This is a genomic window from Paraburkholderia sp. GAS333 (genome assembly GCF_050435665.1).
Lineage (GTDB): Bacteria > Pseudomonadota > Gammaproteobacteria > Burkholderiales > Burkholderiaceae > Paraburkholderia > Paraburkholderia fungorum_A.
In genome coordinates this window covers 672,946-698,268 of record NZ_JBNDKS010000002.1, presented here as the reverse complement: position 1 = coordinate 698,268, position 25,323 = coordinate 672,946, and the positions used below count along the sequence as shown (strand labels likewise).

General features: G+C 62.4%; 25 protein-coding genes. 8 read left to right on the top strand and 17 right to left on the bottom strand.

Features of this window, described 5'->3' with window-relative positions; all coding sequences use genetic code 11:
* Window positions 1–27: 27 nt before the first annotated feature.
* Window positions 28–504, bottom strand: coding sequence for a DUF2244 domain-containing protein (locus tag ABH945_RS12340; RefSeq protein WP_429250696.1), 477 nt, complete (start codon window positions 502–504; stop codon window positions 28–30).
* 302 nt (window positions 505–806) lie between these two features.
* Window positions 807–1,775: a methyltransferase domain-containing protein gene (locus tag ABH945_RS12335; protein WP_074762885.1), complete on the bottom strand. Its 969-nt coding sequence runs from the start codon at window positions 1,773–1,775 to the stop codon at window positions 807–809.
* 166 nt (window positions 1,776–1,941) lie between these two features.
* On the opposite strand from ABH945_RS12335, the gene ABH945_RS12330 reads away from it, so the two are divergent.
* Both ABH945_RS12330 and trmL read left to right on the top strand, forming a co-directional pair.
* Complete coding sequence (locus ABH945_RS12330; protein WP_429250695.1) at window positions 1,942–2,652, top strand: ComF family protein; 711 nt, start codon at window positions 1,942–1,944, stop codon at window positions 2,650–2,652.
* A gap of 18 nt (window positions 2,653–2,670) precedes the next feature.
* Window positions 2,671–3,141 (top strand): tRNA (uridine(34)/cytosine(34)/5-carboxymethylaminomethyluridine(34)-2'-O)-methyltransferase TrmL, encoded by a 471-nt coding sequence (gene trmL, locus ABH945_RS12325; protein ID WP_074762883.1) that lies wholly within the window; start codon window positions 2,671–2,673, stop codon window positions 3,139–3,141.
* 18 nt (window positions 3,142–3,159) lie between these two features.
* Here trmL and ABH945_RS12320 read toward each other — a convergent pair whose 3' ends face one another.
* The 5 genes from ABH945_RS12320 to ABH945_RS12300 all read right to left on the bottom strand — a co-directional run bounded on the left by ABH945_RS12320 (window position 3,160) and on the right by ABH945_RS12300 (window position 6,147).
* The gene (locus ABH945_RS12320; protein ID WP_429250694.1) at window positions 3,160–3,696 is read right to left on the bottom strand and encodes an O-acetyl-ADP-ribose deacetylase; all 537 of its coding nucleotides are present in this window, start codon (window positions 3,694–3,696) and stop codon (window positions 3,160–3,162) included.
* Window positions 3,697–3,797: 101 nt separating this feature from the next.
* Window positions 3,798–4,796 carry an NAD(P)H-dependent glycerol-3-phosphate dehydrogenase gene (locus tag ABH945_RS12315; RefSeq protein ID WP_429250693.1) on the bottom strand — a complete coding sequence of 333 codons (999 nt, stop codon included), beginning with the start codon at window positions 4,794–4,796 and terminating at the stop codon, window positions 3,798–3,800.
* 22 nt (window positions 4,797–4,818) lie between these two features.
* Entirely contained in the window at window positions 4,819–5,289 is a 471-nt protein-coding gene (secB, locus tag ABH945_RS12310; protein WP_074762880.1) for a protein-export chaperone SecB, read from the bottom strand.
* 175 nt (window positions 5,290–5,464) lie between these two features.
* Entirely contained in the window at window positions 5,465–5,725 is a 261-nt protein-coding gene (gene grxC / locus ABH945_RS12305) for a glutaredoxin 3 (protein ID WP_028199035.1), read from the bottom strand.
* Window positions 5,722–6,147: a rhodanese-like domain-containing protein gene (locus ABH945_RS12300; RefSeq protein ID WP_074766243.1), complete on the bottom strand. Its 426-nt coding sequence runs from the start codon at window positions 6,145–6,147 to the stop codon at window positions 5,722–5,724. The genes grxC and ABH945_RS12300 overlap by 4 nt, the downstream gene beginning before the upstream one ends.
* 137 nt (window positions 6,148–6,284) lie before the next feature.
* Between ABH945_RS12300 and gpmA the strand changes: the two genes are divergently transcribed.
* The 3 genes from gpmA (at window position 6,285) to ABH945_RS12285 (ending at window position 9,845) form a co-directional block, all read left to right on the top strand.
* Window positions 6,285–7,031, top strand: coding sequence for a 2,3-diphosphoglycerate-dependent phosphoglycerate mutase (gene gpmA, locus ABH945_RS12295; protein WP_074762879.1), 747 nt, complete (start codon window positions 6,285–6,287; stop codon window positions 7,029–7,031).
* A 317-nt stretch (window positions 7,032–7,348) separates the two neighbouring features.
* Entirely contained in the window at window positions 7,349–8,923 is a 1,575-nt protein-coding gene (locus tag ABH945_RS12290) for a S41 family peptidase (protein ID WP_074762878.1), read from the top strand.
* A gap of 163 nt (window positions 8,924–9,086) precedes the next feature.
* Window positions 9,087–9,845: a HesA/MoeB/ThiF family protein gene (locus ABH945_RS12285; RefSeq protein ID WP_429250692.1), complete on the top strand. Its 759-nt coding sequence runs from the start codon at window positions 9,087–9,089 to the stop codon at window positions 9,843–9,845.
* 84 nt (window positions 9,846–9,929) lie between these two features.
* Here ABH945_RS12285 and ptsP read toward each other — a convergent pair whose 3' ends face one another.
* The 7 genes from ptsP to ABH945_RS12250 form a co-directional block, all read right to left on the bottom strand.
* Window positions 9,930–11,675, bottom strand: coding sequence for a phosphoenolpyruvate--protein phosphotransferase (gene ptsP, locus ABH945_RS12280; RefSeq protein ID WP_074762876.1), 1,746 nt, complete (start codon window positions 11,673–11,675; stop codon window positions 9,930–9,932).
* Window positions 11,676–11,985: 310 nt separating this feature from the next.
* On the bottom strand, window positions 11,986–12,255 hold the full coding sequence (locus ABH945_RS12275; RefSeq protein ID WP_074762875.1) for an HPr family phosphocarrier protein: 270 nt from the start codon (window positions 12,253–12,255) through the stop codon (window positions 11,986–11,988).
* A 129-nt stretch (window positions 12,256–12,384) separates the two neighbouring features.
* Window positions 12,385–12,912, bottom strand: coding sequence for a PTS sugar transporter subunit IIA (locus ABH945_RS12270; protein WP_429250691.1), 528 nt, complete (start codon window positions 12,910–12,912; stop codon window positions 12,385–12,387).
* A 356-nt stretch (window positions 12,913–13,268) separates the two neighbouring features.
* Window positions 13,269–14,225 (bottom strand): glutathione synthase, encoded by a 957-nt coding sequence (gshB, locus tag ABH945_RS12265; RefSeq protein WP_074762873.1) that lies wholly within the window; start codon window positions 14,223–14,225, stop codon window positions 13,269–13,271.
* Between the two features lie 102 nt (window positions 14,226–14,327).
* Window positions 14,328–15,617 (bottom strand): glutamate--cysteine ligase, encoded by a 1,290-nt coding sequence (gene gshA / locus ABH945_RS12260; RefSeq protein ID WP_042328720.1) that lies wholly within the window; start codon window positions 15,615–15,617, stop codon window positions 14,328–14,330.
* Between the two features lie 246 nt (window positions 15,618–15,863).
* The gene (locus ABH945_RS12255) at window positions 15,864–17,351 is read right to left on the bottom strand and encodes an ammonium transporter (protein ID WP_074762871.1); all 1,488 of its coding nucleotides are present in this window, start codon (window positions 17,349–17,351) and stop codon (window positions 15,864–15,866) included.
* A gap of 44 nt (window positions 17,352–17,395) precedes the next feature.
* Window positions 17,396–17,734, bottom strand: a complete 339-nt coding sequence (locus ABH945_RS12250; RefSeq protein ID WP_006048089.1) for a P-II family nitrogen regulator — start codon at window positions 17,732–17,734, stop codon at window positions 17,396–17,398.
* 397 nt (window positions 17,735–18,131) lie between these two features.
* Here ABH945_RS12250 and ABH945_RS12245 point away from each other — a divergent pair, with 397 nt between their 5' ends.
* Together ABH945_RS12245 and ABH945_RS12240 are read left to right on the top strand one after the other, a co-directional pair.
* On the top strand, window positions 18,132–18,392 hold the full coding sequence (locus ABH945_RS12245; RefSeq protein ID WP_074762870.1) for an accessory factor UbiK family protein: 261 nt from the start codon (window positions 18,132–18,134) through the stop codon (window positions 18,390–18,392).
* Window positions 18,393–18,512: 120 nt separating this feature from the next.
* Window positions 18,513–20,117, top strand: a complete 1,605-nt coding sequence (locus tag ABH945_RS12240; protein WP_429250690.1) for a YifB family Mg chelatase-like AAA ATPase — start codon at window positions 18,513–18,515, stop codon at window positions 20,115–20,117.
* A gap of 332 nt (window positions 20,118–20,449) precedes the next feature.
* Here the strand turns inward: ABH945_RS12240 and ABH945_RS12235 are convergent, their stop codons facing one another.
* Window positions 20,450–20,980 (bottom strand): hypothetical protein, encoded by a 531-nt coding sequence (locus ABH945_RS12235; protein WP_429250689.1) that lies wholly within the window; start codon window positions 20,978–20,980, stop codon window positions 20,450–20,452.
* Window positions 20,981–21,316: 336 nt separating this feature from the next.
* Between ABH945_RS12235 and ABH945_RS12230 the strand changes: the two genes are divergently transcribed.
* Window positions 21,317–21,847: a peroxiredoxin family protein gene (locus tag ABH945_RS12230; protein WP_074762867.1), complete on the top strand. Its 531-nt coding sequence runs from the start codon at window positions 21,317–21,319 to the stop codon at window positions 21,845–21,847.
* Between the two features lie 78 nt (window positions 21,848–21,925).
* On the opposite strand, the gene ABH945_RS12225 is transcribed toward ABH945_RS12230, so the two are convergent.
* Window positions 21,926–23,275: a sigma-54-dependent transcriptional regulator gene (locus ABH945_RS12225; RefSeq protein ID WP_429250688.1), complete on the bottom strand. Its 1,350-nt coding sequence runs from the start codon at window positions 23,273–23,275 to the stop codon at window positions 21,926–21,928.
* Between the two features lie 23 nt (window positions 23,276–23,298).
* Window positions 23,299–25,299, bottom strand: a complete 2,001-nt coding sequence (locus ABH945_RS12220; RefSeq protein WP_429250687.1) for a sensor histidine kinase — start codon at window positions 25,297–25,299, stop codon at window positions 23,299–23,301.
* Window positions 25,300–25,323: the final 24 nt, after the last annotated feature.

Genomic DNA, 25,323 nt, shown 5'->3' with positions numbered 1-25,323 from the left:
CGGTTGAACGCTTCGTGCCTGGCACGTCTAACAACGTGCGAGCCATATACGCAATTCGTCTGCGAACTGCGCGCGCCGATACTGCGCGAGATGTTGCCCGATCATGATCGTCTGGCCGCGCGAAACCAGTTTGATGTGGTCACGCGGCGTTGCGCCCGGCTCGATCCGCACCCAGCGCGGATTGAATTCGAACTGCGTAAGCTGCTCGGCACTGACCTGCTCTATCACGAGCCGATTCGGATACAGCCGGATCCGCTCGTAATCCACAGCATGACGCGCATAGATGGCAAAGGCGATACCGACCGCCAGCAATTCGATTCCGGTGAACGGCAGCACCAGCCAGGCGCCGACCAGAACCAGCATGAATGCAATTGCCAGCGAGAACAACGCAAGTGACACGTAGAGACAGATGAACTGCCGGGGCGAGATCGAGCAGTTGCGTTTCATCGTCCAGTCTTTGAGGACCGGCTCAGAATCTGCCAACAGATGATCTGATGCGCCCAACGCTGCCTCCTGCGAATCACCGCCTTCGGCCATTCCTTGCCGCCAGAAATCTGGCCGCATGAACCATACCGCGTCACTTCAGCTTCACTTCATGTTGCAGCCCTGCGCCTCGGTCTGCCGCGCCTGATGTGGGAACTCCTGGCGACAAACTGACGCATTATAGGCGCGATCCAGAGCATCCACAAGCAAGCCCCGATTGGCCCGAAAGCCCGACAGGACAAGCCTTTCCGCCATTTTCACGGGTCTTTTGCGGGTCTTTTTGAAGCGGAAATTTCAGACATAACAGATGCCCTCTTTCCGCGTCAACGATTCCTCTGTGAACCCCTGCCAATGTCCTCGATTCGAACGATGCCGTGCCCTTCCGCGGTAGTCCTCGGAACGGCCTTCCACGCGTGTCCGTAAATCACTTCGAAAGTCAGCGCGATGGTGCCGTCGGCGCGACGACGCGCTTCCAGTGCAGCCAGCAAAGCCTTGTGCAACCGGCGCGCCGCCGGGGCAGCCGACGCCGTGTCACGTTCGAACGGATACGCGCCCCAGCGCCGCACGTCGGCAAGCAGCGACTCGGGCGACTTGTACGTGATCGTGATCGTCTCCTGGTCCATCACCGGAATTTCGAAGCCGCTTTCGACCAGCATATCGCCGAGGTCGTGCATATCGACGAAATCGATCACATGCTTGCGCGATGCCGCACCGTGAGCCGCCTCTACTTCAGCATAGGCGCCGCGCAGCTCCTTGAGCGTGTCCGGGCCGAGCGTGCTGAACATCAGCAGGCCATTCACCTTGAGTACGCGTTGCCACTCGGGGAACACGAGATCGGGCCGCGAGTGCCAATGCAACGCGAGATTCGACCAGATGAACTCGAACGCGCCGCCCGCAAACGGCAACGCGGAAAAGTCGGCTTGCGCGAATCGCGGACCACGCGCGCCGAGCGCCTTGCCGAGCGATGCCGGCAAAAAGCGCCGCCAGCTGGTGTCGCCGGAGTCATGGTGTAACGCTCGCGCGAGCATCCCGCGCGACAGATCGGTGCCGAACACCGGTGCCTCGGGAAAGCGTTCGCGCAGTGCGGGGATGTCTTCGCCCGCGCCGCAACCGGCGTCGAGCACGCTCGTCGGCGCGACCTTGATGAAGTCGAGACGCTCGCGCATGCGTTGCGCAATTTCGCGCGGCAGGAATGCGACGTCGCCGAAAGTCTCGGCGCGACGGTCGAAAATACGCCGGAGGCGCCGGGAATCATAGGCCGGACGGCCAGATTGAGCGGGAGTTGGGGACATGGGTGTCGTGCTGGCGTAGAGCACGAAGTATACTCGTTCGCTTATTTGCATTCAGCCGAACGGCCCTCGCGGTCGCCCACACGTGCCATTCCGCCCCTCTTCTTCGTCTTTCGCTAGCAGCTTCTCGCGTTTCGCGAGCAGTTGGCATTCGGTATGGCCCCAGGTTGTGCAAATCGCTTTACCGAATCTCTGCGCGTTATGTGGCAATTTGTCGCATAACGTGTTGTGTGGTGGCTGTGACGAAGCCTACTGGAATGAAGCGCGCTCGCGCTGCACGGTGTGCGCGGTGCCGCTGGCGTCCTCGCGTCGCGCGGGTCGTTCGAGCCGCGCTTCGTTTCGCTGCGGGGATTGCAGCGATGCGCCGCCGCCGTTCGACGCGAGTTTTGCCCTCGCCGATTACCGTCCGCCATTGGACACGCTGGCCGTCGGTCTGAAATTCCGCTCCCGGCTGATGCTCGCCGACGAATTCGCACGACGCCTCGCGCGGCTCGCACAAGACGCGGCGCATGACTCAACCGACTGGCCCGACGTGATCGCACCCGTGCCCCTGGCTCGCCGACGCCTCACCGAGCGCGGTTACAACCAGGCCTGGCAGATCGCGAAACCGCTGGCTCGCGCGCTGCGAGTACGAAGCGATGCAACCTTGCTGCAACGGGTGCTCGACACGGCACCGCAGTCACGGCTCGATCACGACGCGCGTCGGCAGAACGTGGGGCGCGCGTTCCGGGTCGCCAAACCGGTGCGCGGTCTGCACGTTGGTATTGTGGACGACGTGATGACGACCGGCGCCACACTCGAAGCGCTCGCCCACACGCTCAAAGCAGCCGGCGCGAGACGGGTCACGAACTTCGTCGCGCTGCGCACTCCAAAAAACTAGTCTCCTACTGATCTCGCTATGTTCAATGTCGTTCTCGTAGAACCGGAAATTCCGCCGAACACCGGCAACGTGATTCGCCTGTGCGCCAATACGGGCGCGCGTTTGCATCTGATCGAGCCGCTCGGCTTTCCGCTCGACGATGCCAAGCTGCGCCGCGCCGGCCTCGACTATCACGAATATGCGCAAATGAATGTGCATGCCGATTGGGCAGCGTTCGTCGCCAAGGAGACGCCTGATCCGTCGCGCATGTTCGCGTTCACGACGCGCGGCTCGGGCCGTTTTCACGAGCATGCTTTCCAGTCGGGCGACTGGTTTGTGTTCGGCGCCGAAACGCGCGGCCTGCCTGACTCGGTGCTCGACCAGTTCGCGGGCGAACAACGCGTCCGTCTGCCGATGCGACCCGGCAACCGCAGCCTGAATCTGTCGAATACGGTGGCAATCGTGGTGTTCGAAGCGTGGCGCCAGACGGGCTTCGACGGCGGCGCTTGAGATCGCGTAAAGGCGGCGTCAGGTGCCGCTTTCAGCGCTGATCAATGCCGCTCCGTAGCGCGCGAACATGGCGTCGTCGAAACAGGCGAACACCACTCGTTCAATTTGCGGCGTGCGCGGGAGCGTCCCGAGCACGGTATTGAGCGCGATTTGCACAGCCTGGCCGGCGGGGAAATGGTAGATCCCGCAACTGATCGCGGGAAACGCGATGCTGGTGCACTGCGCCTGCTCCGCGATTTCCAGCGACCGGCGATAGCAGGAGGCCAGTAATTCAGCCTCGCCGTGCGCGCCGCCCCGCCACACCGGGCCAACTGCGTGGATCACGTGCCTGGCGGGCAAGCAATAGCCGCCGGTGAGTTTCGCGTCGCCGGTCGCACAGCCGCCCAGCGTTTCGCATTCGCGCAGCAACTCTTTTCCCGCCGCGCGATGAATCGCGCCGTCCACGCCTCCTCCACCTAATAAAGACGTGTTCGCCGCGTTGACGATCGCGTCCACAGCAAGCGTCGTGATGTCGACCACGCATGCTTCCAGCGTGCATCCGTTGAACCTGAACATGATGGGAAACCTCGCCGATCCGAAGCGTCGATAAAAACGTGGACCGCGAAATTGAGCAGCCGTTCAGCGTCGAACCACGCTAAACGGCTGAAAGACAACGCTTATTCAGCTTTGGAATCGCGCCGCAGCAGGGCGCTGACGGCGTCGCGAGGCGCTACGCCGTCGAACAGCACGGCGCACACCGCCTGCGTAATCGGCATCTCGATTGCATGAGCACGCGCAATCGCGAGAACCGCCTGCGCACAACGCACGCCTTCGGCAACGTGACCGAGCGCGCCGAGAATATCGTCGAGCGTACGGCCAGTGGCGAGTTGCATGCCCACCGTACGATTGCGCGACAGATCGCCGGTTGCGGTCAGGATCAGATCGCCCAGACCGGTCAAACCGGTGAACGTCTCAGCCCGTCCGCCGAGCGTCACGCCGAGGCGCGACATTTCGGCCAATCCGCGCGTGATCAACGCCGCGCGCGCATTCAGACCGAGGCCGAGTCCATCGGCGATGCCCGTTGCAATGGCCAACACGTTCTTCACTGCACCGCCCACTTCCACGCCGACGACGTCGTCGCCGGTATAGATGCGCATGGCGTCGTGATGAAACGCGGCCACCGTATGCTCGCGGCACGCAGCGGACGCGCTCGCGATCGTCAACGCAACCGGCAGACGCCGCCCGACTTCGCGCGCGAAGCTCGGGCCGGACAGCACGCCGTTACTGCTATGCGCCGGCAATTCCGCCGCGACCACCTGATGCGGCAACAACTGCGACTCGGCTTCGAACCCCTTGCACAGCCACACGATATGCGCCGGCACCTTGCCTGCGTCGCGCATCGACCGGAACAGACCGCGCAGACCGGCCACGGGCGTTGCCACGACGCACAACGCGTCGTCGGCGAGCGCGTGGTCGAGCGCTGCGAGCAGGTCGGCTTCGTAGCGAAGCGCAGGCGGCAAAGCAACGCCCGCCAGATAGCGGGCGTTTTCGTTCGAAGCGCGGAGATCGTCGATGAGCGCGGACTCGCGCGCCCACAACAGCGTGTCGTGCCGTAGGGCCAGGTGGCCGGCGAGGGCCGTGCCCCATGCGCCGGCGCCGAGGACAGCAACCTTCATAGCCGGCACTGCCTGCGACACGTTAGTGCGTGACGCCGTTCTGCGCCGCGCCTTCCTGGCTGCCCATCTGCGCGAGGCGTTGCTCGTACAGTGCCTGGAAGTTGATTTCGGCCAGGTGGATCGGCGGGAAACCAGCGCGGGTGATCGCGTCGGCGATGTTCGAGCGCAGGTACGGGAACAGGATCGTCGGGCAGGCAATGCCGACCAGCGGGTCGATCTGCTCAGCCGGGATGTTGCGGATGTCGAAAATGCCGGCTTGCTTGGCTTCGATCAGGAATGCAACCTTGTCCGACACCTTGGCCGTGACCGTGCCCGTGACGAGGATTTCGAACACGGTGTCGGCGAGACGCTCGGCCTTCACGTCGACTTCGACTTCGACCGACGGCATTTCCTGCTCGAGGAAGATGCCCGGCGAATTCGGCTGCTCGAGCGACATGTCCTTCAAATAGATGCGCTGAATGTTGAAGAACGGCTGGTTATTCTCGTCGGACATGATTGAGTGATTCCTGATTGATATGCATGGCAGCGACCCATGACTGCATGGGCCGCCAGATCGTTGCACCGCATAGTGCGCCCCGTTGGGACGACATTGCGGCGGCTTGTGTGTCACCCGCCTGCTTAAGCCGCCCGATCGCACGCCCGCGGGCGCACGACTTCGGACAGCGGGTTCAGGCGGCTTCGAGCAGCGGCATCAGACCGCCCGCGCGATCGAGCGCGGAAAGGTCATCGTAACCGCCGACATGCGTCTCGCCGATGAACACCTGCGGCACCGTGCGACGACCGGTCCGGGTCATCATTTCTTCGCGACGGGCCGGGTCCTTGTCGATCAGTACCTTTTCAACGTGCTCGACGCCGCGCGACTTTAAAAGACGTTCGGCCATCTGGCAATACGGGCACACCTGGGTGCTGTACATGATCACTTTGTTCACTTGGCTGCTCCTTGTTTCACAACCGGCATACCGGCTTTCGTCCAGGCGTCGACACCGCCTTCGAGAACATGGACTTCCGCATACCCTGCATCCTGCACGATACGCGCTGCCTTGTTCGACTGCTGGCCGGTCTGGCACACCAGCAGCACCGGGTTGCTCTTGTTCTTCACGAGTTGCGCGACTTTCGCCTGCAATTCAGCGAATTCAAGGTGCCGTGCCGCGGGCAGATGCCCTTTGGCGTAGTCGGCGGCGGGACGCAGGTCGATAACCGCCGCATTGCGCCGGTTGATCAGTTGCGTGGCTTCAGCGGCCGACAGGCCGCCACGGCCGCGCCGGCTGATCGTCGGCCACAGCAGCAACCCACCGGAGATGAGGACGATCGCGATCAGTACAAGGTTTGTGTAATCAGTGAAAAACTTCACGGAAAATCCGCCGAAAAAGAGAGAAATCGAAAAGGGCAATCGACCCATTATAAAATAACCGTCTGACGCGATGGCGGCGCTCCTCTAGAGGACCTCCGCAGCGCTTGACCGCTTCCTCACTACCGACCGGCAATCTCATGTACAAACTCGTTCTCATCCGCCACGGCGAATCGACGTGGAACAAGGAAAACCGCTTCACGGGCTGGGTCGACGTCGACCTCACGGAACAGGGCAACAGCGAAGCGCAGCAGGCAGGCGTGCTGCTGAAGGAATCCGGCTATTCGTTCGACATCGCGTACACGTCGGTGCTCAAGCGCGCGATCCGCACGCTGTGGCACGTGCAGGACAAAATGGATCTGATGTATCTGCCGGTGGTGCATTCGTGGCGTCTGAACGAACGTCACTACGGCGCGCTGTCGGGTCTGAACAAGGCGGAAACGGCCGCGAAGTTCGGCGACGAACAGGTGCTGGTCTGGCGCCGTAGCTACGACACGCCGCCGCCGGCCCTCGAGCCGACCGACGAGCGCGCGCCGTACAGCGATCCGCGTTACGCCAAGGTGCCGCGCGAGCAGCTGCCGCTCACCGAGTGCCTGAAAGACACCGTGGCGCGCGTGCTGCCGCTGTGGAACGAGTCGATCGCACCGGCCATCAAGTCGGGCCGCAAAGTCGTGATCGCCGCGCACGGCAATTCGATCCGCGCGCTGGTCAAGTACCTCGACAATATTTCCGACGACGACATCGTCGGCCTGAATATTCCGAATGGCGTGCCGCTCGTCTATGAACTCGACGAAAACCTGAAGCCGATCACGCATTACTACCTCGGCGACCAGGACGCGATCGCGAAGGCGCAAGCCGCCGTCGCGAAGCAGGGCAAAGCGGGCTAAGTCCAACGTACCCGGCTGTGGCCCTTCGCTGAAACCACCAAAGAGCCACGGCCACCAGCACCGGCCGTTCGGAAATACAGTTTTGCGAAGACCAGCAAGAGCTGGCTGACATCGGGCACGCAGGCGGGCTCCGCCATCCTGCGCGCGCTACCGCACCATTCTTTGCAATCGCGAGCCTGATCCCACGAACCAGGCCCGTAGCATGCTGTCGAATCACGATTGCCTGCGCCGCGCCCTGACTGGGCGAGTGTGCAGTTATACTTGTCCGTCCAAATCTCTAACGACGCTGCCACGCGCTTCCGACCGCAACAGACTCTATGCGAAAGAACCTGAAAAATATCGGCCTGATTGCCGTGGGCCTTGCTACCGGGGCATTTGCCACCCTGCAACTTTCCGCTTCGGCACAGCAGCCCGCCAGTGCCACCGCGCCGCTGCCGCTAGACCAGCTCAGGCTCTTCGCCGAAGTGTTCGGGCAGATCAAACATGAATACGTCGAACCGGTCGACGATAAAAAGCTCCTCACCGCCGCAATCAAGGGCATGGTGTCGAGCCTCGACCCGCACTCGTCGTACCTCGACAAGACCGATTACGAAGAACTGCAGGAGCAGACCAAGGGTCGCTTCGCAGGTCTCGGCATCGAAATTTCGTCGGAAGACGGCCTGATCAAGGTGATTTCGCCGATCGAAGACACGCCCGCGTTCCGCGCAGGCATCCGTCCGGGCGACCTGATCACGCGTATCAACGACAAGCCGGTTCGCGGCATGACGCTCGACCAGGCGGTCAAGCAGATGCGCGGCGATCCGGGCACCAAGGTCACGCTTACGATCTTCCGCAAGACCGACGACCGCACGTTCCCGCTCACCGTCACGCGCGCCATCATCAAGGTGCAGTCGGTCAAGGGCAAGGTGCTCGCACCGGGCTACGCGTATGTCCGTATCACCAGCTTCCAGGAACGCACCGTGCCGGATCTCGCAGCGAAGCTGCAAGACATCGCGCGCCAGTCGCCGAACCTGAAGGGACTGATCCTCGATCTGCGTAACAACGGCGGCGGTCTGCTGCAAAGCGCGGTCGGCGTAGCAGGCGCGTTCCTGCCGCCGAACTCGGTGGTGGTGTCGACCAACGGTCAGATTCCGGACTCGAAGCAGGTCTACCGCGACACGTACGACAACTACCGTCTGCAATCTTTCGACAGCGATCCGCTGAAAGACGTCCCGGCAATCTTCAAGACCGTGCCGATGGTCGTGCTGACCAACGCCTACTCGGCATCGGCGTCCGAAATCGTCGCTGGCGCGCTGCAGGATCAACGCCGTGCGCTGATCGTCGGCAAGACCACGTTCGGCAAGGGCTCGGTGCAAACCGTCCGCCCGATGACCGCCGACACCGCGCTGCGTCTGACCACGGCGTACTACTACACGCCGAGCGGCCGTTCGATCCAGAACAAGGGCATCCGTCCTGACGTCGCGGTCGATCAATACGCAGACGGCGATCCGGACGACGCACTCGTGACCCGTGAAGTCGACTACTCGAATCACCTTGCGAACACGCAAGATCCGAACGAGAAGAAGGAAGCGGAACAGCGCGAACAGGACCGTATGGACCAACTGCGCCTGCTCGAAGAAGCGAACGACAAGAAGACGCCGGAACAGCGGCAGAAAGATCGTGATCGCAAGCCGGTTGAATTCGGTTCGGCCGACGACTTCATGATGCAGCAAGGTCTGAACAAGCTCGAAGGCAAGCCGGTGCAGGAATCGAAGTCGCTGTCCGAGCGCCGTCTCGCGCAGAACAAGCCGGAAACTTCGGCGTCCGCGCCGGTCGCAGTGAAGCCGACGCAGCCGGTTCCGGGTGCATCGGGCACGGCGCCGGCCTCGGCTCCGGCAACGCAAGGTAAGTAAGCAGCAAGCCTGTCAGCGTGTCTGCGCCGCAACTCTTGCGGCGCAGACACGCAGTATCACCCTCAGCGATCCCACCCTCTGCGCGATTAAAATAACAACACGAAACGCGCGCTGCAGACCTCCGGTTTGCCGTCCATCGCGCGACACACTCACGCGCTCCGCCATGAATGACGATCAACTCCTCCGCTACTCCCGCCACATCCTCGTCGATGAAATCGGCATAGAAGCGCAGCAGCGTTTTATCGATGCTCACGCGATCATCGTCGGCGCAGGCGGCCTGGGTTCGCCAGCCGCCATGTATCTCGCGGCGGCAGGCGTCGGCAAGCTGACGCTGGTCGATGCCGATACCGTCGATCTGACCAATCTGCAACGGCAGATCCTTCATGTGAGCGCGTCGGTTGGGCGCAAGAAGGTGGAGTCCGGCCGCGACGCGATCGCGCAGATCAATCCTGAAGTCGTGGTGAACGCGGTGGCCGAGCGTGTCGACGATGCCTGGCTCGATCGCGAAGTGCCGAACGCGACGGTCGTGCTCGATTGCACCGATAACTTCGCAACCCGCCATGCGATCAACCGTGCGTGCGTGAAGCACGGCGTGCCGCTCGTGTCGGGCGCGGCGTTGCGCTTCGACGGCCAGATCAGCACGTTCGATTTCCGCGATCAGGCGTCGCCGTGCTACGCGTGCGTGTTTCCCGAAGACCAACCGTTCGAGGAAGTCGCGTGCTCGACCATGGGCGTGTTCGCACCGACGGTCGGCATCATCGGATCGATGCAGGCGGCTGAAGCGCTCAAGGTGATCGGCGCAATCGGTACGCCGCTGGTCGGCCGGTTGACCATGCTCGATTCGTTACGCATGGAATGGAACACGATGCGCATTGCGCGTCAGCCGGATTGCCCGGTATGCGGATCGAAGCATCACGATTGATGAGGCTGTTTCTTCTGGACGCTAAATGACAAACGCCGCACATGTGCGGCGTTTGTCATTTCAGGCAGCGAAACCAGCGACCCATCAAGCCAGCGACACCAGCTTCAACGCTGCCTGCACCTCTTCCGGTTCGAACGAGGCCAGCACATCGGCCACCGGCTTCTCCAGCGTCTTCAGATGCGAGCGCAGCACCTCCTGCTTGACCACCAGGATCTGGCTCGGATGCATCGAAAACTCGGTGAGGCCCATGCCGAGCAACAGACGCGTCAACGCCGGATCACCCGCCATCTCGCCGCAGACCGACACCGGCACGCCCGCGCGCTTCGCTTCACGCAGCGTGAACGCGATCAGATGCAGCACGGCCGGATGCAGCGGATCGTACAGATGCGCGACAGAGTTATCCGCGCGATCGATGGCCAGCGTGTACTGGATCAGATCGTTCGTGCCGATCGACAGAAAATCGAGCCGCTTCAGGAACAACGGCAACGCGATGGCAGCCGCCGGAATCTCGATCATCGCGCCGACCTGAACGTTCGGATCGTACGCGATGCCCGCGTCGTCCAGTTGACGCTTGGCTTCGCGGATCAGATCGAGCGTCTGGTCGATTTCCTGCGCATGCGCAAGCATCGGAATCAGAATCTTCACCGTACCGAACACCGATGCGCGCAGAATCGCGCGCAACTGCGTCAGGAACATCTGCGGCTCGGAGAGGCTCCAGCGAATCGCCCGCAGCCCCAGCGCAGGGTTCGCGGCAGTTTCGTAACCATCGCCGCTGCTCATCGAATCGAGCGGCTTGTCGGCGCCGACGTCGATCGTGCGAATCGTGACCGGCAGACCGTTCATCAACTCGGCCGCCCGGCGATACGCGGCGAATTGCTCCTCCTCTTCCGGCAGACGGTCCTTGTGATTCATGAACAGGAACTCGGTGCGGAACAGGCCTACGCCGGTCGCGCCCGAATCGACCGCCGCGCGTGCGTCTTCCGGCAACTCGATGTTCGCGCACAGTTCGATGCGCGTGCCGCACAGCGTTTGCGTCGGCGAAAATTTGAGGCGTTGAAGCTTGCGCTGCTCCAGCGCCTTTTCGCTCTGCCGATACGAATACTCTTCGAGCACGATCGGCGCGGGATCGACGATCACGATTCCATGATCGCCATCGACGATGATCAGATCGTCCTGGCGGATCAACGCGCTCGCGTGCTGCACGCCGACCGCCGCCGGAATGCCGAGACTGCGCGCGACGATTGCCGTGTGCGACGTGCGTCCGCCGAGATCCGTAACGAAGCCCTGGAACGTCTGCGTCTTGAACTGCATCATGTCGGCCGGCGCGATGTCGTGCGCGACCACGATCATTTCGTCGCACGTGCCGTGTACACCATCGAGCGCCGTCGATGCCCCAGCGAGCGCCTTCAGCACGCGCTCCACCACCTGCTCGATGTCGGCTTTCCGCTCACGCAGATATTCGTCTTCGATATCGTCGAAATGGCGCGACAGGCGTTCGAGCTGCTCCGTGAGCGCCCACTCCACGTTGTAGCGGCGCGTGCGGATCAGGTCGATGGTTTCCTGAACGAGCATTGCATCGTTCAGGATCATTGAATGAACGTTGATGAACGCGCCCATCTCGCTCGGCGCATCTGCTGCGAGATCGGCGCGCAGCGTGTCCAGCTCCCGATGTACGTGTTGCTGGGCCGCGCGAAAGCGTTCGACCTCCCCTTCGATCTGGGCCGGTTCGATCAGATAGTGGTCTACGTCAAGTGCTGCCGGGGCGATCAGATAGGCCCGCCCGATGGCGATACCGCGTGACACGGGAATTCCATGCAGCGTGAAGGACACGCGCACCTCCTCTAGTTGTGTGATGCCGCGGCAAACCGCTGCAATGCTCTCAGACTGTGTTGTTCATTATAAATTCCGCGTCCTTTGCAAGTAGGCCGGGGCTGTGTGCAGTGCAGCACGAATTATCGTCATCGTCATGGCTCGTACGTCCGTATGCTTGCGTTCCGCCAACACGAATCATGCAGTTACGCGCGAACAATTTTTCACTTCACTGCGACCTCAGCGACTTTCGTCTGCGCATTGTCACGCGCTAAAAAAAACGCCGCGGACAACCGCGGCGTTAGCGCTCATCGCGACGAGTGCGCGCTGATCACTGGCCCTCGCCGAATTTATCGGCAATCAGTTTCAGCAATGCGTCCATCGCGTCTTTTTCGTCGGCGCCTTCTGTTTCGATCAACACGGTGCTGCCGATACCCGCTGCCAGCATCATCACTCCCATGATGCTCTTCGCATTGATACGGCGGCCATTGCGGCTCATCCAGATTTCAGCCTGGAAGTTGCCCGCGAGTTGCGTCAACTTGGCCGACGCGCGCGCGTGCAGCCCCAGCTTGTTCACAATAGTCGTTTCCTGTTGCAGCATGATGGTCCGAAGCGCGGGTAAGTAGGTTGTGGAAGATGAAACTGCAAACCAGTTGCAATGCGTTTGAAGCGTGGCCCGAAGCGTCGGTCGATCTGCGGACTGCTTCGCCAGGACTGACTCGCGAGTTGTCTATAAACCTGCCGAGTCTGCCTTTTGTGTCAGGTCGGCGCCCTCGGGGAGTGCCGGCACACAGGTGTCGGCGGCAGCCTCTGGCGGTAGCGCGGGCAGGCAGTCGCCGGAAGCCACGGCGGGCGCGACAGGCGCTGGCGTAGCGGGTCCGATGGCATGCACACCCTTGGTCGCACCTGCGAGCGCCTTGTCGACCAAGGTGTCGAGCGGCGTCGCGCGATAACAGACCGCACGCACCAGCATCGGCAGATTGACGCCGCACAGCACGCGCACATTCGGCGTGGTGGCGAGGCGCCCTGCGATATTCGCCGGTGTCGCACCAAACATATCGGTCAGCACCAGCGCGCCGTTCTCTTCCTTGAGGCGCTCGATTTCCGAATTCGCGAACGCGACCATCTGGACAGGGTCGCAATCCGGCGAAACGTCGATCACGCCGATCCGAGCCGGCAAGCCACCATAGATATGCGAAATACAATCGCGCAACGCGGTGGCGAACGGAGCGTGCGCAATGATCAGAATGCCTGCCATGTCAGCCTTACTGCAAAATAACGGCCCCGAACCGTGGAGCGGGACGAAACCCGTTCCCCAAGCGCCCTCGACCGGCCGTCAGTCACGAGAGCTGGAACGCACCATTTGACGAGCGGCTCGCAACTGCATGCCTTCCTGCGGAAGTTGCCTGCTGAACTGCCCGTACATAGTCCACCAATTCGCGTCGAAAGCCTCTCATGGAAGCTGTTGAACCGGCTTGGCGCGAAAGAGCGGGCATTGTAGCAGGCTCATTTTCGCGCCAAATCCGGTGTCGCGCGTGATGCGGATTTACTACCCAGTTTGGGGGTCGCCACGTGCATTCAAGGGCGCGGCGATGGCGGCATCATGCCGCTTTATCAGGCTGCCGCGCGCTCCAGCGCGTCGATGAACATGGCTGCTACGTCGAAGCCGGTCTGATCCATGATTTCGCGGAAACACGTCGGGCTCGTCACGTTGACTTCAGTCAGCCAGTCGCCGATTGCATCGAGTCCGACCAGCAGCAGACCGCGCGCGGCAAGCACCGGCGCAAGCGTGTCGGCGATCTTGCGATCGTGCTCGGTCAGCGGTCGCGCAACACCCAACCCGCCAGCAGCCAGATTCCCGCGCACCTCATTCCCCTGAGGAATCCGCGCGAGCGAATACGGTACCGCTTCACCGCCAATCAACAGAATGCGCTTATCTCCATCCTTGATCTCGGGGATGAATTTTTGCGCCATCACCGAACGCGCGCCGTCGTGGCTCAGCATTTCGATGATCGAACCGAGGTTCATGCCATCGGCCTTCACGCGAAACACGCCCATGCCGCCCATGCCATCGAGCGGCTTGAGGATCACGTCGCCGTGTTCTTCGTGGAAGGCACGCAGACGCGTTGCGTCGCGCGTGACCAGCGTGGGCGTGACGAACTGCGCAAATTCGCCGATTGCGAGCTTTTCCGAATGATCGCGAATCGCCTGCGGCTTGTTGAAAATGCGTGCGCCGCCGCGTTCGGCCATTTCCAGCAGCCACGTCGACGTTACGTATTCCATGTCGAACGGCGGGTCTTTACGCATCACCACGGCGCTGAAGCTTTTTAGCGAGCGCGGCGCGGCGGGATCGGCGGCATACCAGACGTCGCGATGCAGATCGGTCACGTCGCCGACAATCGCAAAACGCTGCACGTTCGCTTCGACGTCGCCGCCCGTCCACGCCAGATGCTTCGGCTCGCACGTGTACACCACATGCCCGCGGCGTGCCGCTTCGGCCATCATCGCGTAAGTCGAATCTTTGTAAATCTTGAATTGCGTGAGCGGATCGGCGATGAAAAGAATATCCATGAAGCTCCCGGTGCGCCCTGACGGGCTTGGCATTGTTCGTAAATATAGTCGTTGAAAATGACGATGGCGGCACGCATGCCGCCATCGCTCATTCAGGATGGCTTAGACCTGGATCGCTTCCGGATCGGTCTTTTCCAGTTCGACCGATGCGGCCAGCAGCCCCAGACGCGCCACCACGCCGTACATGTAGAAGCGGTTCGGCGGCGCCGCGCCCGGCTTGGCGTGCGCGTCGGGCAGAGCCGTGTGTTCGAAGCCGAGCGGCACGAAGTGCATGCCGGGCGCGTTCAGATTCTGATCGCGCTCGCGGCTGCCGTGCACGCGGTAGAAACCGCCGACCACGTAACGGTCGATCATGTAGACGACCGGCTCGGCCACTTCTTCACCGATGCGCTCGAACGTGTACACGCCTTCCTGCACGATCACGTCGTGCACTTCGAGGCCGTCTTTGGTCGCCGCCATCTTCGCGCGTTCGCGCTTGGTGAGCGCGGCCACTTCGGACGCGTCGTGCACCGTCATCACGCCCATGCCGTAGGTACCCGCATCGGACTTGATGACGACATACGGTTTCTCCGAGATGCCGTACTCGCGATACTTCTTCGCGATCTTCTTCAGCACGCCGTCGATCGCATCGGCCAGCGCTTCTTCGCCGGTGCGCTCCTGGAAATCGACCCCTTCGACGTGCGCGAAGTACGGATTGATCATCCACGGATCGATTTCGACCATTTTTGCGAACTTCTTCGCAACGTCGTCATAACACGAGAAATGCGTCGATTTACGGCGAACCGCCCAGCCTGCATGTAGCGGCGGCAGCAGATACTGCTCGTGCAGATTTTCGAGAATCGGCGGGATGCCGCCAGATAGATCGTTGTTCAGCAGAATCGAACACGGGTCGAAATTCTTCAGGCCGAGGCGCCGCTGCGAGCGCTCGAGCGGCTCGAGCACCAGCTTCTGACCATCGGACAATGCGATGGTCACCGGTCCGTTGATGCTTTCGTCGAGCGTGCCGAAACGCACGTTCAACCCCGCCTGGCGCATGATCGCGGCCAGCCGGGCGACGTTTTCGAGGTAAAAGGCGTTGCGCGTGTGGCGCTCGGGAATCACCAGCAGGTTTTTCGCGTCCGGGCAGATCTTCTCGATCGACGCCATCGCGGCCTGCACGGCAAGCGGCAACACTTCCTGCGGCAGATTGTTGAATGCGCCGGGGAACAGATTGGTGTCGACCGGCGCGAGCTTGAAGCCCGCGTTGCGCAGGTCGACGGAACAGTAGAACGGCGGCGTGTGCTCCTGCCATTCGAGCCGGAACCAGCGTTCGATGGCGGGCGTAGCGTCGAGGATCTTCCGCTCAAGATCGAGCAGCGGGCCGTTTAACGCCGTAACTAGGTGCGGAACCATTGATCACTCGCAGACTGGAGAAAAAAGATTGTAAAGCCAATGCTTTGTCCATTTGGGGACGGTTTCTCCAATCGCAAGCGGACGCGAATGCATTCTCGCTATTGGGATGATAGGCAGGGAAATCTACTGTTTCCAGGAGTGCGAGCAAGAAAAAAGCCCGCCATGAAGGCGGGCCAAAATCGCTGCGCTTGTTCGTAATCCGGCGAGCCCGGGAGCACGGGCCCGCGGAGACTTCAGGTCGATGCGTTATTCGACGTGTTCGCCGTGCAGGCTCACGTCCAGACCTTCGCGTTCCTGTTCTTCCGTCACGCGGATGCCCATCACCATGTCGATGACCTTCAGCAGGATGTAGCTCACCACGCCGCTGTAGATCAGCGTCGTCAGCACGCCCTTCGCTTGCAGAACGATGCTGCCGTCCGCGCCGCCGATGTCCTTCACTGCGAACACACCCGTCAGCAGCGCACCCACGATACCGCCGATGCAGTGCACGCCGAACGCGTCGAGCGAGTCGTCGTAACCGAGCTTGTGCTTGAGCCACGTTGCCGACCAGTAGCAGACCACGCCTGCAACGATACCGATCACCAGCGAACCCGTCATACCGACGAAGCCCGAAGCCGGCGTGATTGCCACCAGACCTGCCACTGCGCCCGACACGATACCGAGCACCGACGGCTTACCCTTGGACGCCCATTCAGCAAACATCCATGCGAGTGCTGCTGCTGCGGTTGCCACTTGCGTTGCGAACATCGCGAAACCGGCACGGCCGTCAGCCGCCACTGCCGAACCCGCGTTGAAGCCGAACCAGCCTACCCACAGCATCGCGCCACCGATCAGCGTGAGCGTCAGGTTGTGCGGCGCCATGGCTTCCTTGCCGTAACCGACACGCTTGCCGAGCACCAGCGCGCAGACCAGCGCCGCGATACCGGCGTTGATGTGCACCACCGTGCCGCCCGCGAAGTCGAGGATGCCTGCCGTAGCCAGCCAGCCGGTCGGTTCCCAGACCATGTGCGCGATCGGCGAGTAGACGATGATCGACCACAGCGTCATGAACACGAGCATCGCCGAGAACTTCATACGGTCGGCAAACGCGCCCGTGATCAGTGCCGGCGTGATGATCGCAAACGTCATCTGATAGACCACATAGACCGTTTCCGGGATCGTCGGGGCCAGGTGGCTGACGGTCAGCGTCGTGGCCTTATCGCCCTTGATGTAGTTCATGCCCGCCATGAAGAAGCGCGAGAAGCCGCCGATGAACGAGTTACCCGGCGTGAAGGCCAACGTGTAGCCGATCACCACCCAGATGATCGACACCAGGCAGGTGATCGCGAAGCTTTGCATCAGGATCGCCAGCACGCTCTTCTTGCGGACCATGCCGCCGTAGAACAGCGCCAGACCCGGGATCGTCATGAACAGCACGAGCGCGGTGGAGGTCAGCATCCAGGCGGTGTCGCCCGAATTGATCTTCGACGAATCGACCGAGAACGGCGCGGTCGGAGCAGCCGGTGCGGCAGCAGCCGCGGCCGATGCATCAGCCGGAGCGGAAGCGGTCGCATCCGGTGCCGACGCTGCGGGTGCGGCGGCCGGCGCCGAAGCGTCCGGTGCCGGCGCGCTGGCCGTCGTGTCGGCAGGCGCCGAAGCGGCTGCGGGAGCCGACGCGTCGTCTGCGAGGGCAGCGCCGATACCGCCCGCGAGCAGCGAACCGGCCATCAGCAAGGACATCAATAATTTGCGCATCTTTCGTTTCCTCTTATCGCTATCTGTGTCGCTATCTTTTCGTATTACAGAGCGTCCGCGCCGGTCTCCCCGGTGCGAATCCGAATCACCTGCTCGATCGGCGTGACGAAAATCTTGCCGTCGCCGATCTTGCCCGTGCGTGCCGCGCGTTCGAGCGCCTCGATCGCCTGGTCGACGATGTCGTCCGAGACAGCCGCCTCGATCTTCACCTTCGGCAGAAAATCGACCACATACTCAGCACCCCGATACAACTCCGTGTGGCCTTTCTGACGGCCAAAACCCTTGACTTCCGTCACCGTGATGCCCGAGACGCCGATGGCCGACAAGGCTTCGCGCGCCTCATCGAGCTTGAACGGCTTGATGATTGCGGTAATGAGTTTCATGAAATCCCTCGCTTAGTTTGCTAAACCCGTTGCTAACCCGTTTGCGTACCCGTAACCCGTTCGCGTGGCCTCGTTCGCCTGCCGGTAAAAAGCTCCCGACAGGGCGCGCGGGGCAGTAACAGCAACTCGCATGCCATGTTGTGTCAGACTGCGCACCGCGCGTCTTTGAGAAGGGGCGCAAACCGCCCTGGCCGGATGGCCAACGCGGGCGGGGGACGGTGGCGCGGCGTATGGATCGTTGCTAGAGTGTTCGAAGGTTTTCAACGCATGGCCGCGCACCAAAGGCGCTCATGCGGCGGCGGCACTCAACAGGGCACGCACCAAGACAGCCCATTCGCCGTAACAAAGCACAGACGTAACGAAACATGCACATTTTTTGTGCACCAAGGGGAACACCATGAAACAACCGAACGACGTTTTTAACGATTTTCAGGCTCGCATGAGCGAGCTGTTCAAGAACTCGCCGGCCAAAGATGTCGAACGCAACGTCAAAGCCATGCTGTCGCAGGGCTTCTCGAAACTCGATCTGGTCACGCGCGAAGAATTCGATACGCAGACTCAGGTGCTGGTACGTACGCGCGCCCGTCTGGAAGAGCTGGAGCGCCGTGTCGCCGAGCTCGAACAGAAGCTGCCCGTCACGGCAACCCAAACGCCTTAACGCTTCAGCCGCAGCCGCGTGGCTGCGTAGTGCTGCACATCACAGGCAAGCGAGCCGTGACGTCATCAGCGTTTTAGGGGACTCGCGCGCGCCCTGGCACGCGGTCCGACGGGAGAAAACATGTCGCTTGCCGTGGTGCGCAGTCGCGCGCCGGCCTCTGGCCGCGCGCCCGAAGTAACCGTCGAGGTCCACCTCGCCAACGGATTACCCTCTTTTTCGATCGTCGGCCTTCCCGATCTGGAAGTACGCGAAAGCCGCGAGCGCGTGCGCGCGGCGCTGCAGAATTGCAGCTTCGATTTCCCCGTCAGACGAATAACCGTCAATCTGGCTCCCGCCGATTTACCTAAAGAGTCCGGTCGTTTCGATCTGCCGATCGCGCTCGGCATTCTCGCGGCGAGCGGGCAAATCCCCGCTGAATCGCTGCTGTATCGCGAATTTGCGGGTGAGCTGTCGTTGACTGGTGCGCTTCGGCCAATGCGCGGCGCGTTCGCGATGGCTTGCGGGACCGCGCGCAGCGGCGCCGGTTCTTCTGGCTGCACGGCATCTCCCCGTGCGATTTCGTCGTGTGGCGAGCCCCTTGCGGGACAGATGCTGACGGAGCGCACTCCGCAGCTCTATCTGCCCGCAGCCAGCGCAGCGGAAGCGGCGCTGGCGCCCGGCGTCGATGTTTATGGCGCGGCGGATCTGCCGTCACTATGCGCCCATCTGGCAGACGCGCCGGACGCGCGGCTTTACCCCGTAGCCGCACCCGATCTGGCCGGAATCACGCCAGCCCTCATCCCCGACATGGCTGACGTGATCGGCCAACGCGCGGCTCGCCGGGCGCTGGAGGTCGCGGCAGCCGGTGGACATCACGTGCTGTTGATCGGGCCGCCCGGCGCGGGCAAGTCGATGCTCGCCGCGCGGCTGCCAGGTCTGCTTCCGCCCATGACCGACGACGAAGCGCTCAGTTCCGCCGCGTTGCTGTCGGCCAGCCGGGCGGGCTTCTCACCAGCTCAATGGCGGCAACGACCGTTTCGCTCGCCGCATCATTCGTCGAGTGCGGCGGCGCTGGTCGGGGGACGCAATCCACCGCAGCCCGGCGAGATCACTTTGGCTCATCTGGGCGTTTTGTTTTTGGACGAAATTCCGGAATTTGACCGGAACGCGCTGGAGACCCTTCGTGAACCTCTTGAAGCCGGCCGAATCACCATTTCGCGAGCGGCGTTGCAGGCAGACTTCCCGGCAGCGTGCCAGCTGATCGCCGCGATGAATCCGTGCCCATGCGGATGGCGGGGCGATCCTGGCGGCCGCTGTCGCTGCACGCCGGACGTCGCTGCGCGATACCTGCGCAAGCTATCCGGCCCACTGCTTGACCGGATCGATATCCAGCTGGAAATTCCCGCGCTCACGCCCGCGGAACTGTCGGCCCGCGCCGCCGTGGCCGGTGAAGCAAGCGCGCCGATTGCACAACGCGTCGCCGCTGCACGCGAACGTCAGATCAACCGGCAAGGCATGACCAACCGCGAATTGGGCGGACGTCAGGTGGACGACGTCTGTCGCCCGGACGCCGCAGGCGAGGCGCTGCTACGCGAAGCGGGCGAGCGTTTTGGCTGGTCTGCGCGGGCCTACTATCGCGTGCTGAAAGTCGCGCGGACTATCGCCGACCTCGCGGGCGCCACCATGCCGAGCGCCGCGCAGATTGCGGAGGCGATTCAGTATCGGCGAGCTTTTGGCTCGGTATAAAGAGAAAAAGTCGCTGTCAAGACTTGACTTATGCACAAGTTCAAGCCTTCGTTAGATTTAGAAACAACTGAAAGGCGCATTGAAAGGCCCTCCAGAAAACCGTTGATTTCATTGGTTTTTTTCAAAGACCTTGCGTAACTCGCGTCTGACAGAATGCCCACGGGATGGGCTTTTGCGGCAAATCTGGCAGAGTTCTCAACAGAGTTATCCACAGGCAACCTGTGGATAGGAAAAACTTCAACGTAAACCGGGGATTAGCGCACGATGTTACGAAGAAACTTTCACTGAGTTAACTCATTTAAAAGTGCGCTGAACCGGGCAAAAGTACCGCTTCAATACAGTTGAAACGACGAAAAAAATTGATCGACCTGCTCTTGAGGGAGCGGTTTGGCGGCGATGATCGCGGCCTGATAGACGTGGTGACCGTGCGCCACCAGCCGGGCGTAGATGGTGCGCGTTTCGTGCTGCGCTCCAGCCTCGCCGCTTAGCTGCATTTCCAGACCGGGCACCTTACCGCCCGCGGCCAACGGGATTTGCACGTCATGCGCGGCTGGCGCGGCGCTCAGATTGCGGGCCAGGCCGTCGCGCAGGAAATCGAGTGCGGCGCGTTGGGTGGCATCGGCGTCGTCGGGCAGCATCACGGTGCCGACTGCGAACACGGCGTTGCCGGCTTCGGCAGTCTGCATTGCCATCTGCATGGGCTTTCCGTCGATCTGCACAGCCCGCTGGTCGCTGCTCGGCTTCGCGGGGAGATCGACGGTGTAGCCGTTATCGTTGTTCATGATGGTTCGCCAGTCGAAGGTCGGCGAACAGGCGGTCAGCGCGGCGCCGAGCACCAGCGCGCAGGCCGTCGTGCGAAGCATGGCCCGAAGTTGCGGTTTTGCAGACGGGTTGCTAGCGAAAGCCGATGCTGAACCGGAAAACCGGGCGTGGGCCTGCGCAAGCCGCGAACCACCTTTAGCCGGAAAGCGACGACGCGCCACATGGACGATCAAACGATAAACGCCAAAATCGAATCGGGACATAGGGACAGAAGATCGGACTGACGGGAACATGAAGCCCCATTATCCGCTCCCGCCCGCGCTCCTGCGTCGTCGTGGTGAATGGAGCTACAATGGCGCAGTTGTCCAGCACCGGGCCGAAAGCCCACAACCGACCACTGTCCCGCGCGCTCCGCGCGACTCTCGAGGTTCCCGTTCATGAGCTCCAACCCGTCTACCGCCGTCAAGCGAACCAGCCCGCTTCGCTACGTCATCGTGGCTGCCGTGGCGATTGCACTCGCCGTTGCCGGCTATTTCGCGTTTGCCGGCCAGCAACGTGTGCCGGACGCGACTTTCACGCTGCTGTCGGGCCAGAAGGTTTCGACCGCCGACCTCAAGGGCAAGGTCTACCTCGTCAACTTCTGGGCGACCAACTGCGACACCTGCATGAAGGAAATGCCGCAGATGGTCCAGACCTATAACCGCTTCAAGGGCCAGGGTCTGGAATTCGTCGCGGTCGCGATGAACTACGACGCTCCCATGTACGTGGCCAATTACACGCAAACGCGCCAGTTGCCGTTCAAGGTTGCGATGGACGACGGCTCGGCCGCCAAGCAGTTCGGCAATGTCCAGCTCACGCCGACCACGTTCCTCGTCGACAAGGACGGCAAGATTCTGAAGCGCTATGTGGGCGAGCCGGAATTCGCGGAACTCGACCAGCTGCTGGAAAAAGCGCTGAAAGCAGCCTGAACGCGCGGCATCGTCGCTACATCTGATACCTGAATCAAACGCGCCGGCATCGCATAACGCGCCGGCGCGATTCGCTCCTCACCGCTCCCCTTCCCCTTTGGCCGCCAGGCCATATCGCTTGATCTTCTCGTAGAGCGTGGCCTTGCCGAGTTGTAGCCGGTCCGCTGCAACCGCGACCGCTCCGCCCGCCTGCTCCAATGCCTCCGCGATCATCGCGCGTTCGAATTGCTCGATACGCTCCTTCAGCGGTTGCGCGGCCGCTTCGTCGGCGGCGAAAGACATGACGGGGTCCTCGGCGATGCCTAGCACGAAGCGATCGGCGGCATTGCGCAACTCGCGCACGTTGCCCGGCCAGTCGCGCTGCATCAGGCTCGCCCGCTGCCGGTCGGTGAGAATCGGCGCGGGACGCTGATAGCGCACCGCCGCATCCAGCAGAAAATGTTCGAACAGCGGCACGATGTCCTCGCGACGCTCGCCCAATGGCGGCAGCGCAATCGTCACCACGTTCAGCCGATACAGCAGGTCGCGGCGGAAAGATCCGTCCGCGACATGCTCGGCCATGTCACCCTTGGCCGCAGCCACCACGCGGCAATTCACGCGAATCGGCTGATTGGAGCCAAGGCGCTCCAGCACGCCGTCCTGCAGCACGCGCAGCAGCTTGACCTGCAACGCGAGCGGCATGCTCTCGATTTCATCGAGAAACAGCGTACCGCCCGACGCATGTTCGAGCTTGCCGATCCGGCGTTTCGCGGCGCCGGTGAACGCGCCCGGTTCGTAGCCGAACATCTCCGATTCGAACATCGGCTCCGGCAACGCGCCGCAGTTCACCGCGATAAACGGCTTGTCGCGACGCGGCGACAATTCGTGCAGACTGCGCGCGATCAACTCCTTGCCCGCGCCCGTGTCGCCGTTGATCAGCACGGACGCATCGGTCGGCGCGACGTTGGCGATCAGCCGGCGCACCTGCTCGATCGCCGGACTGCGGCCGATGATCCGCGGCGCCACCGTATTCTGTTCGGCCAGTTCACGCCGCAGCGCCGTGTTTTCGAGCACCAGCTTGCGCCGCTCCAGCGCGCGCCTCACCGTCTCGATCAGCCGCTCGGACGCGAACGGCTTCTCGATGAAGTCATACGCGCCGTCGCGCATCGCCTGAACCGCCATCGAAATATCGCCGTGACCCGTCACCAGAATCACCGGCACGTCGGGCGCGCGTTCGTGGCATTGCGCCAGCAGATCGAGACCGCTCGCGCCGGGCAGGCGGATGTCGCTGACAATCACGCCGCAGAAATCCGCGCTGATCATCTTCGCCGCCGATTCCACCGACGCGTGACCGATCACGTCGAAGCCCGCCAGTTGCAAACTCTGGACGCTGGCGCGGCGCACCAATTCGTCGTCTTCGATATACAGCACCTGCAGGCCGTGGTTCATGTCGTTTTCCATCTGATTCCGATTCAGGAGCCCGTTGTGAGCGGGTCCGTAGTGTGGCTCGTCTGCACGCGCGCGCGGCGCAGCGTCAACACGAATGATGCACCGCCGTCCGGCTCGTTGCGCGCCACCAGCGTGCCGCCACAATCGCGCGCAATCGACGATGAAATCGCGAGCCCGAGGCCCAGTCCCTGGCCCATTTCCTTTGTCGTAAAGAACGGCTCGAACAGACGCGGCAGCACGTCGTCGGGAATGCCGGGGCCGTTGTCGCTCACCACGAACGAGAGGCTTGTTTCACCGACTTCGATCCCGATGACGATGCGCGGCGGGTTCATCCCCGAGGTCGCGTCGAGTGCATTGCCAAGCAGATTGATCAGCACCTGTTCGAGCCGCAGATCGTCGCAATGGGCGATCAGTTCGGGATGGTCGTCGGCGAGGCTGAGCGGCGTGCGCGTGCCGCTGTCCGCGTCGAGCAGCACGTAGTCGAGTTCGACACCCTGCAAGCGCTTTTGCAGCAAGCCCACGACGTTGCGCAACGCCCGCATGATCGGCGCGCGCGCACTGCGTGGCCGAGCCCGCCCGACGAACAGCTTCAGTTGATTGGTGATCTTGCCCATGCGCTCGGTGAGAGACGCGATCGCTTCGAGATTCTCGCGCGCCGACGCCTGATCGCCGCGTTCGAGCAACACACGCGTGTTGTCCGAAAAACTGCGTAGCGCGGCCAGCGGCTGATTCAACTCATGCGTGATGCCCGCCGCCATCTGACCGAGCGCGGCGAGCTTGCTCGCCTGGATCAGTTCGTCGTGCGCGGCGCGCAGTTCCTGCTCGGCGCGCGTGCGTTCGGCGACTTCCCTCTGCAGTTGTTCGTTCGCTTCGGACAGATCGGCGGTGCGCTCGGCGACGCGCCGGTTCAGTTCCGCATACGCCTTTTGCAGCAGCGCGCGGCTGCGCATCACCTCGCGCACGCGGGCGCGGCGCATGCGCCAGTAGAACGCGAGCAACACGAGCGACACGTAACCGAAGCCCGTGACGATGGTCGCCTTGCGCGCATCGGCGTCAACCGGATCGACCGGCGACATCGTGATCAGATGCCAGTCCGGCTCGCCCATGCTGCGGCGCGACGCGAGGTAGCGCGGCGCATAACGGCCGCCGCCAATCCGCACGATCTGCGCGTTGCCTTCGAGCGTGCGCTCGATCGACACCGGCAGCGGCGCAATCGGCTGCTGCGCATATTGGCGCGCCTGATAGATCGAATCGGCGACCGGTCCCGACAGCGGCCGGATCGTGTGATATTTCCACGCCGGCACCGACGATAGAAAGATCACGCCGTGGTCGTCGGTGACGAGAAGCGGTTCGCTTGCGTCGACACCCTGAAACCATTCCAGATCGAGCTTGACGACCGCCACGCCGACAATCTTGCCGTCGCGCCGCACTGGCTGCGAGATGTAGTAGCCCGGCGCCTGCGAAATCGTGCCGATGCCGAAAAAGCGGCCCACGCCGCCGTTCACCGCATCGAGAAAATACGGCCGGAATTGATAGCTCGCGCCGACAAAGCTGCCCGGACCGCGCCAGTTGCTGGCAGCGACACAGTAGCCTTCGAACGAAATAATGTAGGTGACCGTGGCCCGCGCGTGCAGGTTTAGGTCTTCGAGATAGAGATTGGCGCGCTTGACGTTGGCCGGACTGGGATCGATCAGCACGTCCTGCACGATCGGATGTTCGCCCAGCAGATACGGCAGCGACTCATAGCGCTCAAGCGTGCTTTTCAGCGCGCTGGCAGTACGGTCGGCCCGCACGGCGGCGTTGCGCCGCAAGGTGTCGACACCACTTTTCCACGCGATGCTGTAGGTGAGTCCACACGCCGCCGCGAGCCCGGCAACGAGCGCGAAGAGGATCAACAGGCGGCGGGTCACGTTGGCAATATCCGATCGATGAGGATCGGACATTGTGGCATAAGGCGACGCGCCGTCGGCTTGAGCTTCCATTGCCGACGGCGGCTGGGACTGGCTTGCGGACACCGGTTTCATACGCAGGTGTCCGCTGTATGAGAA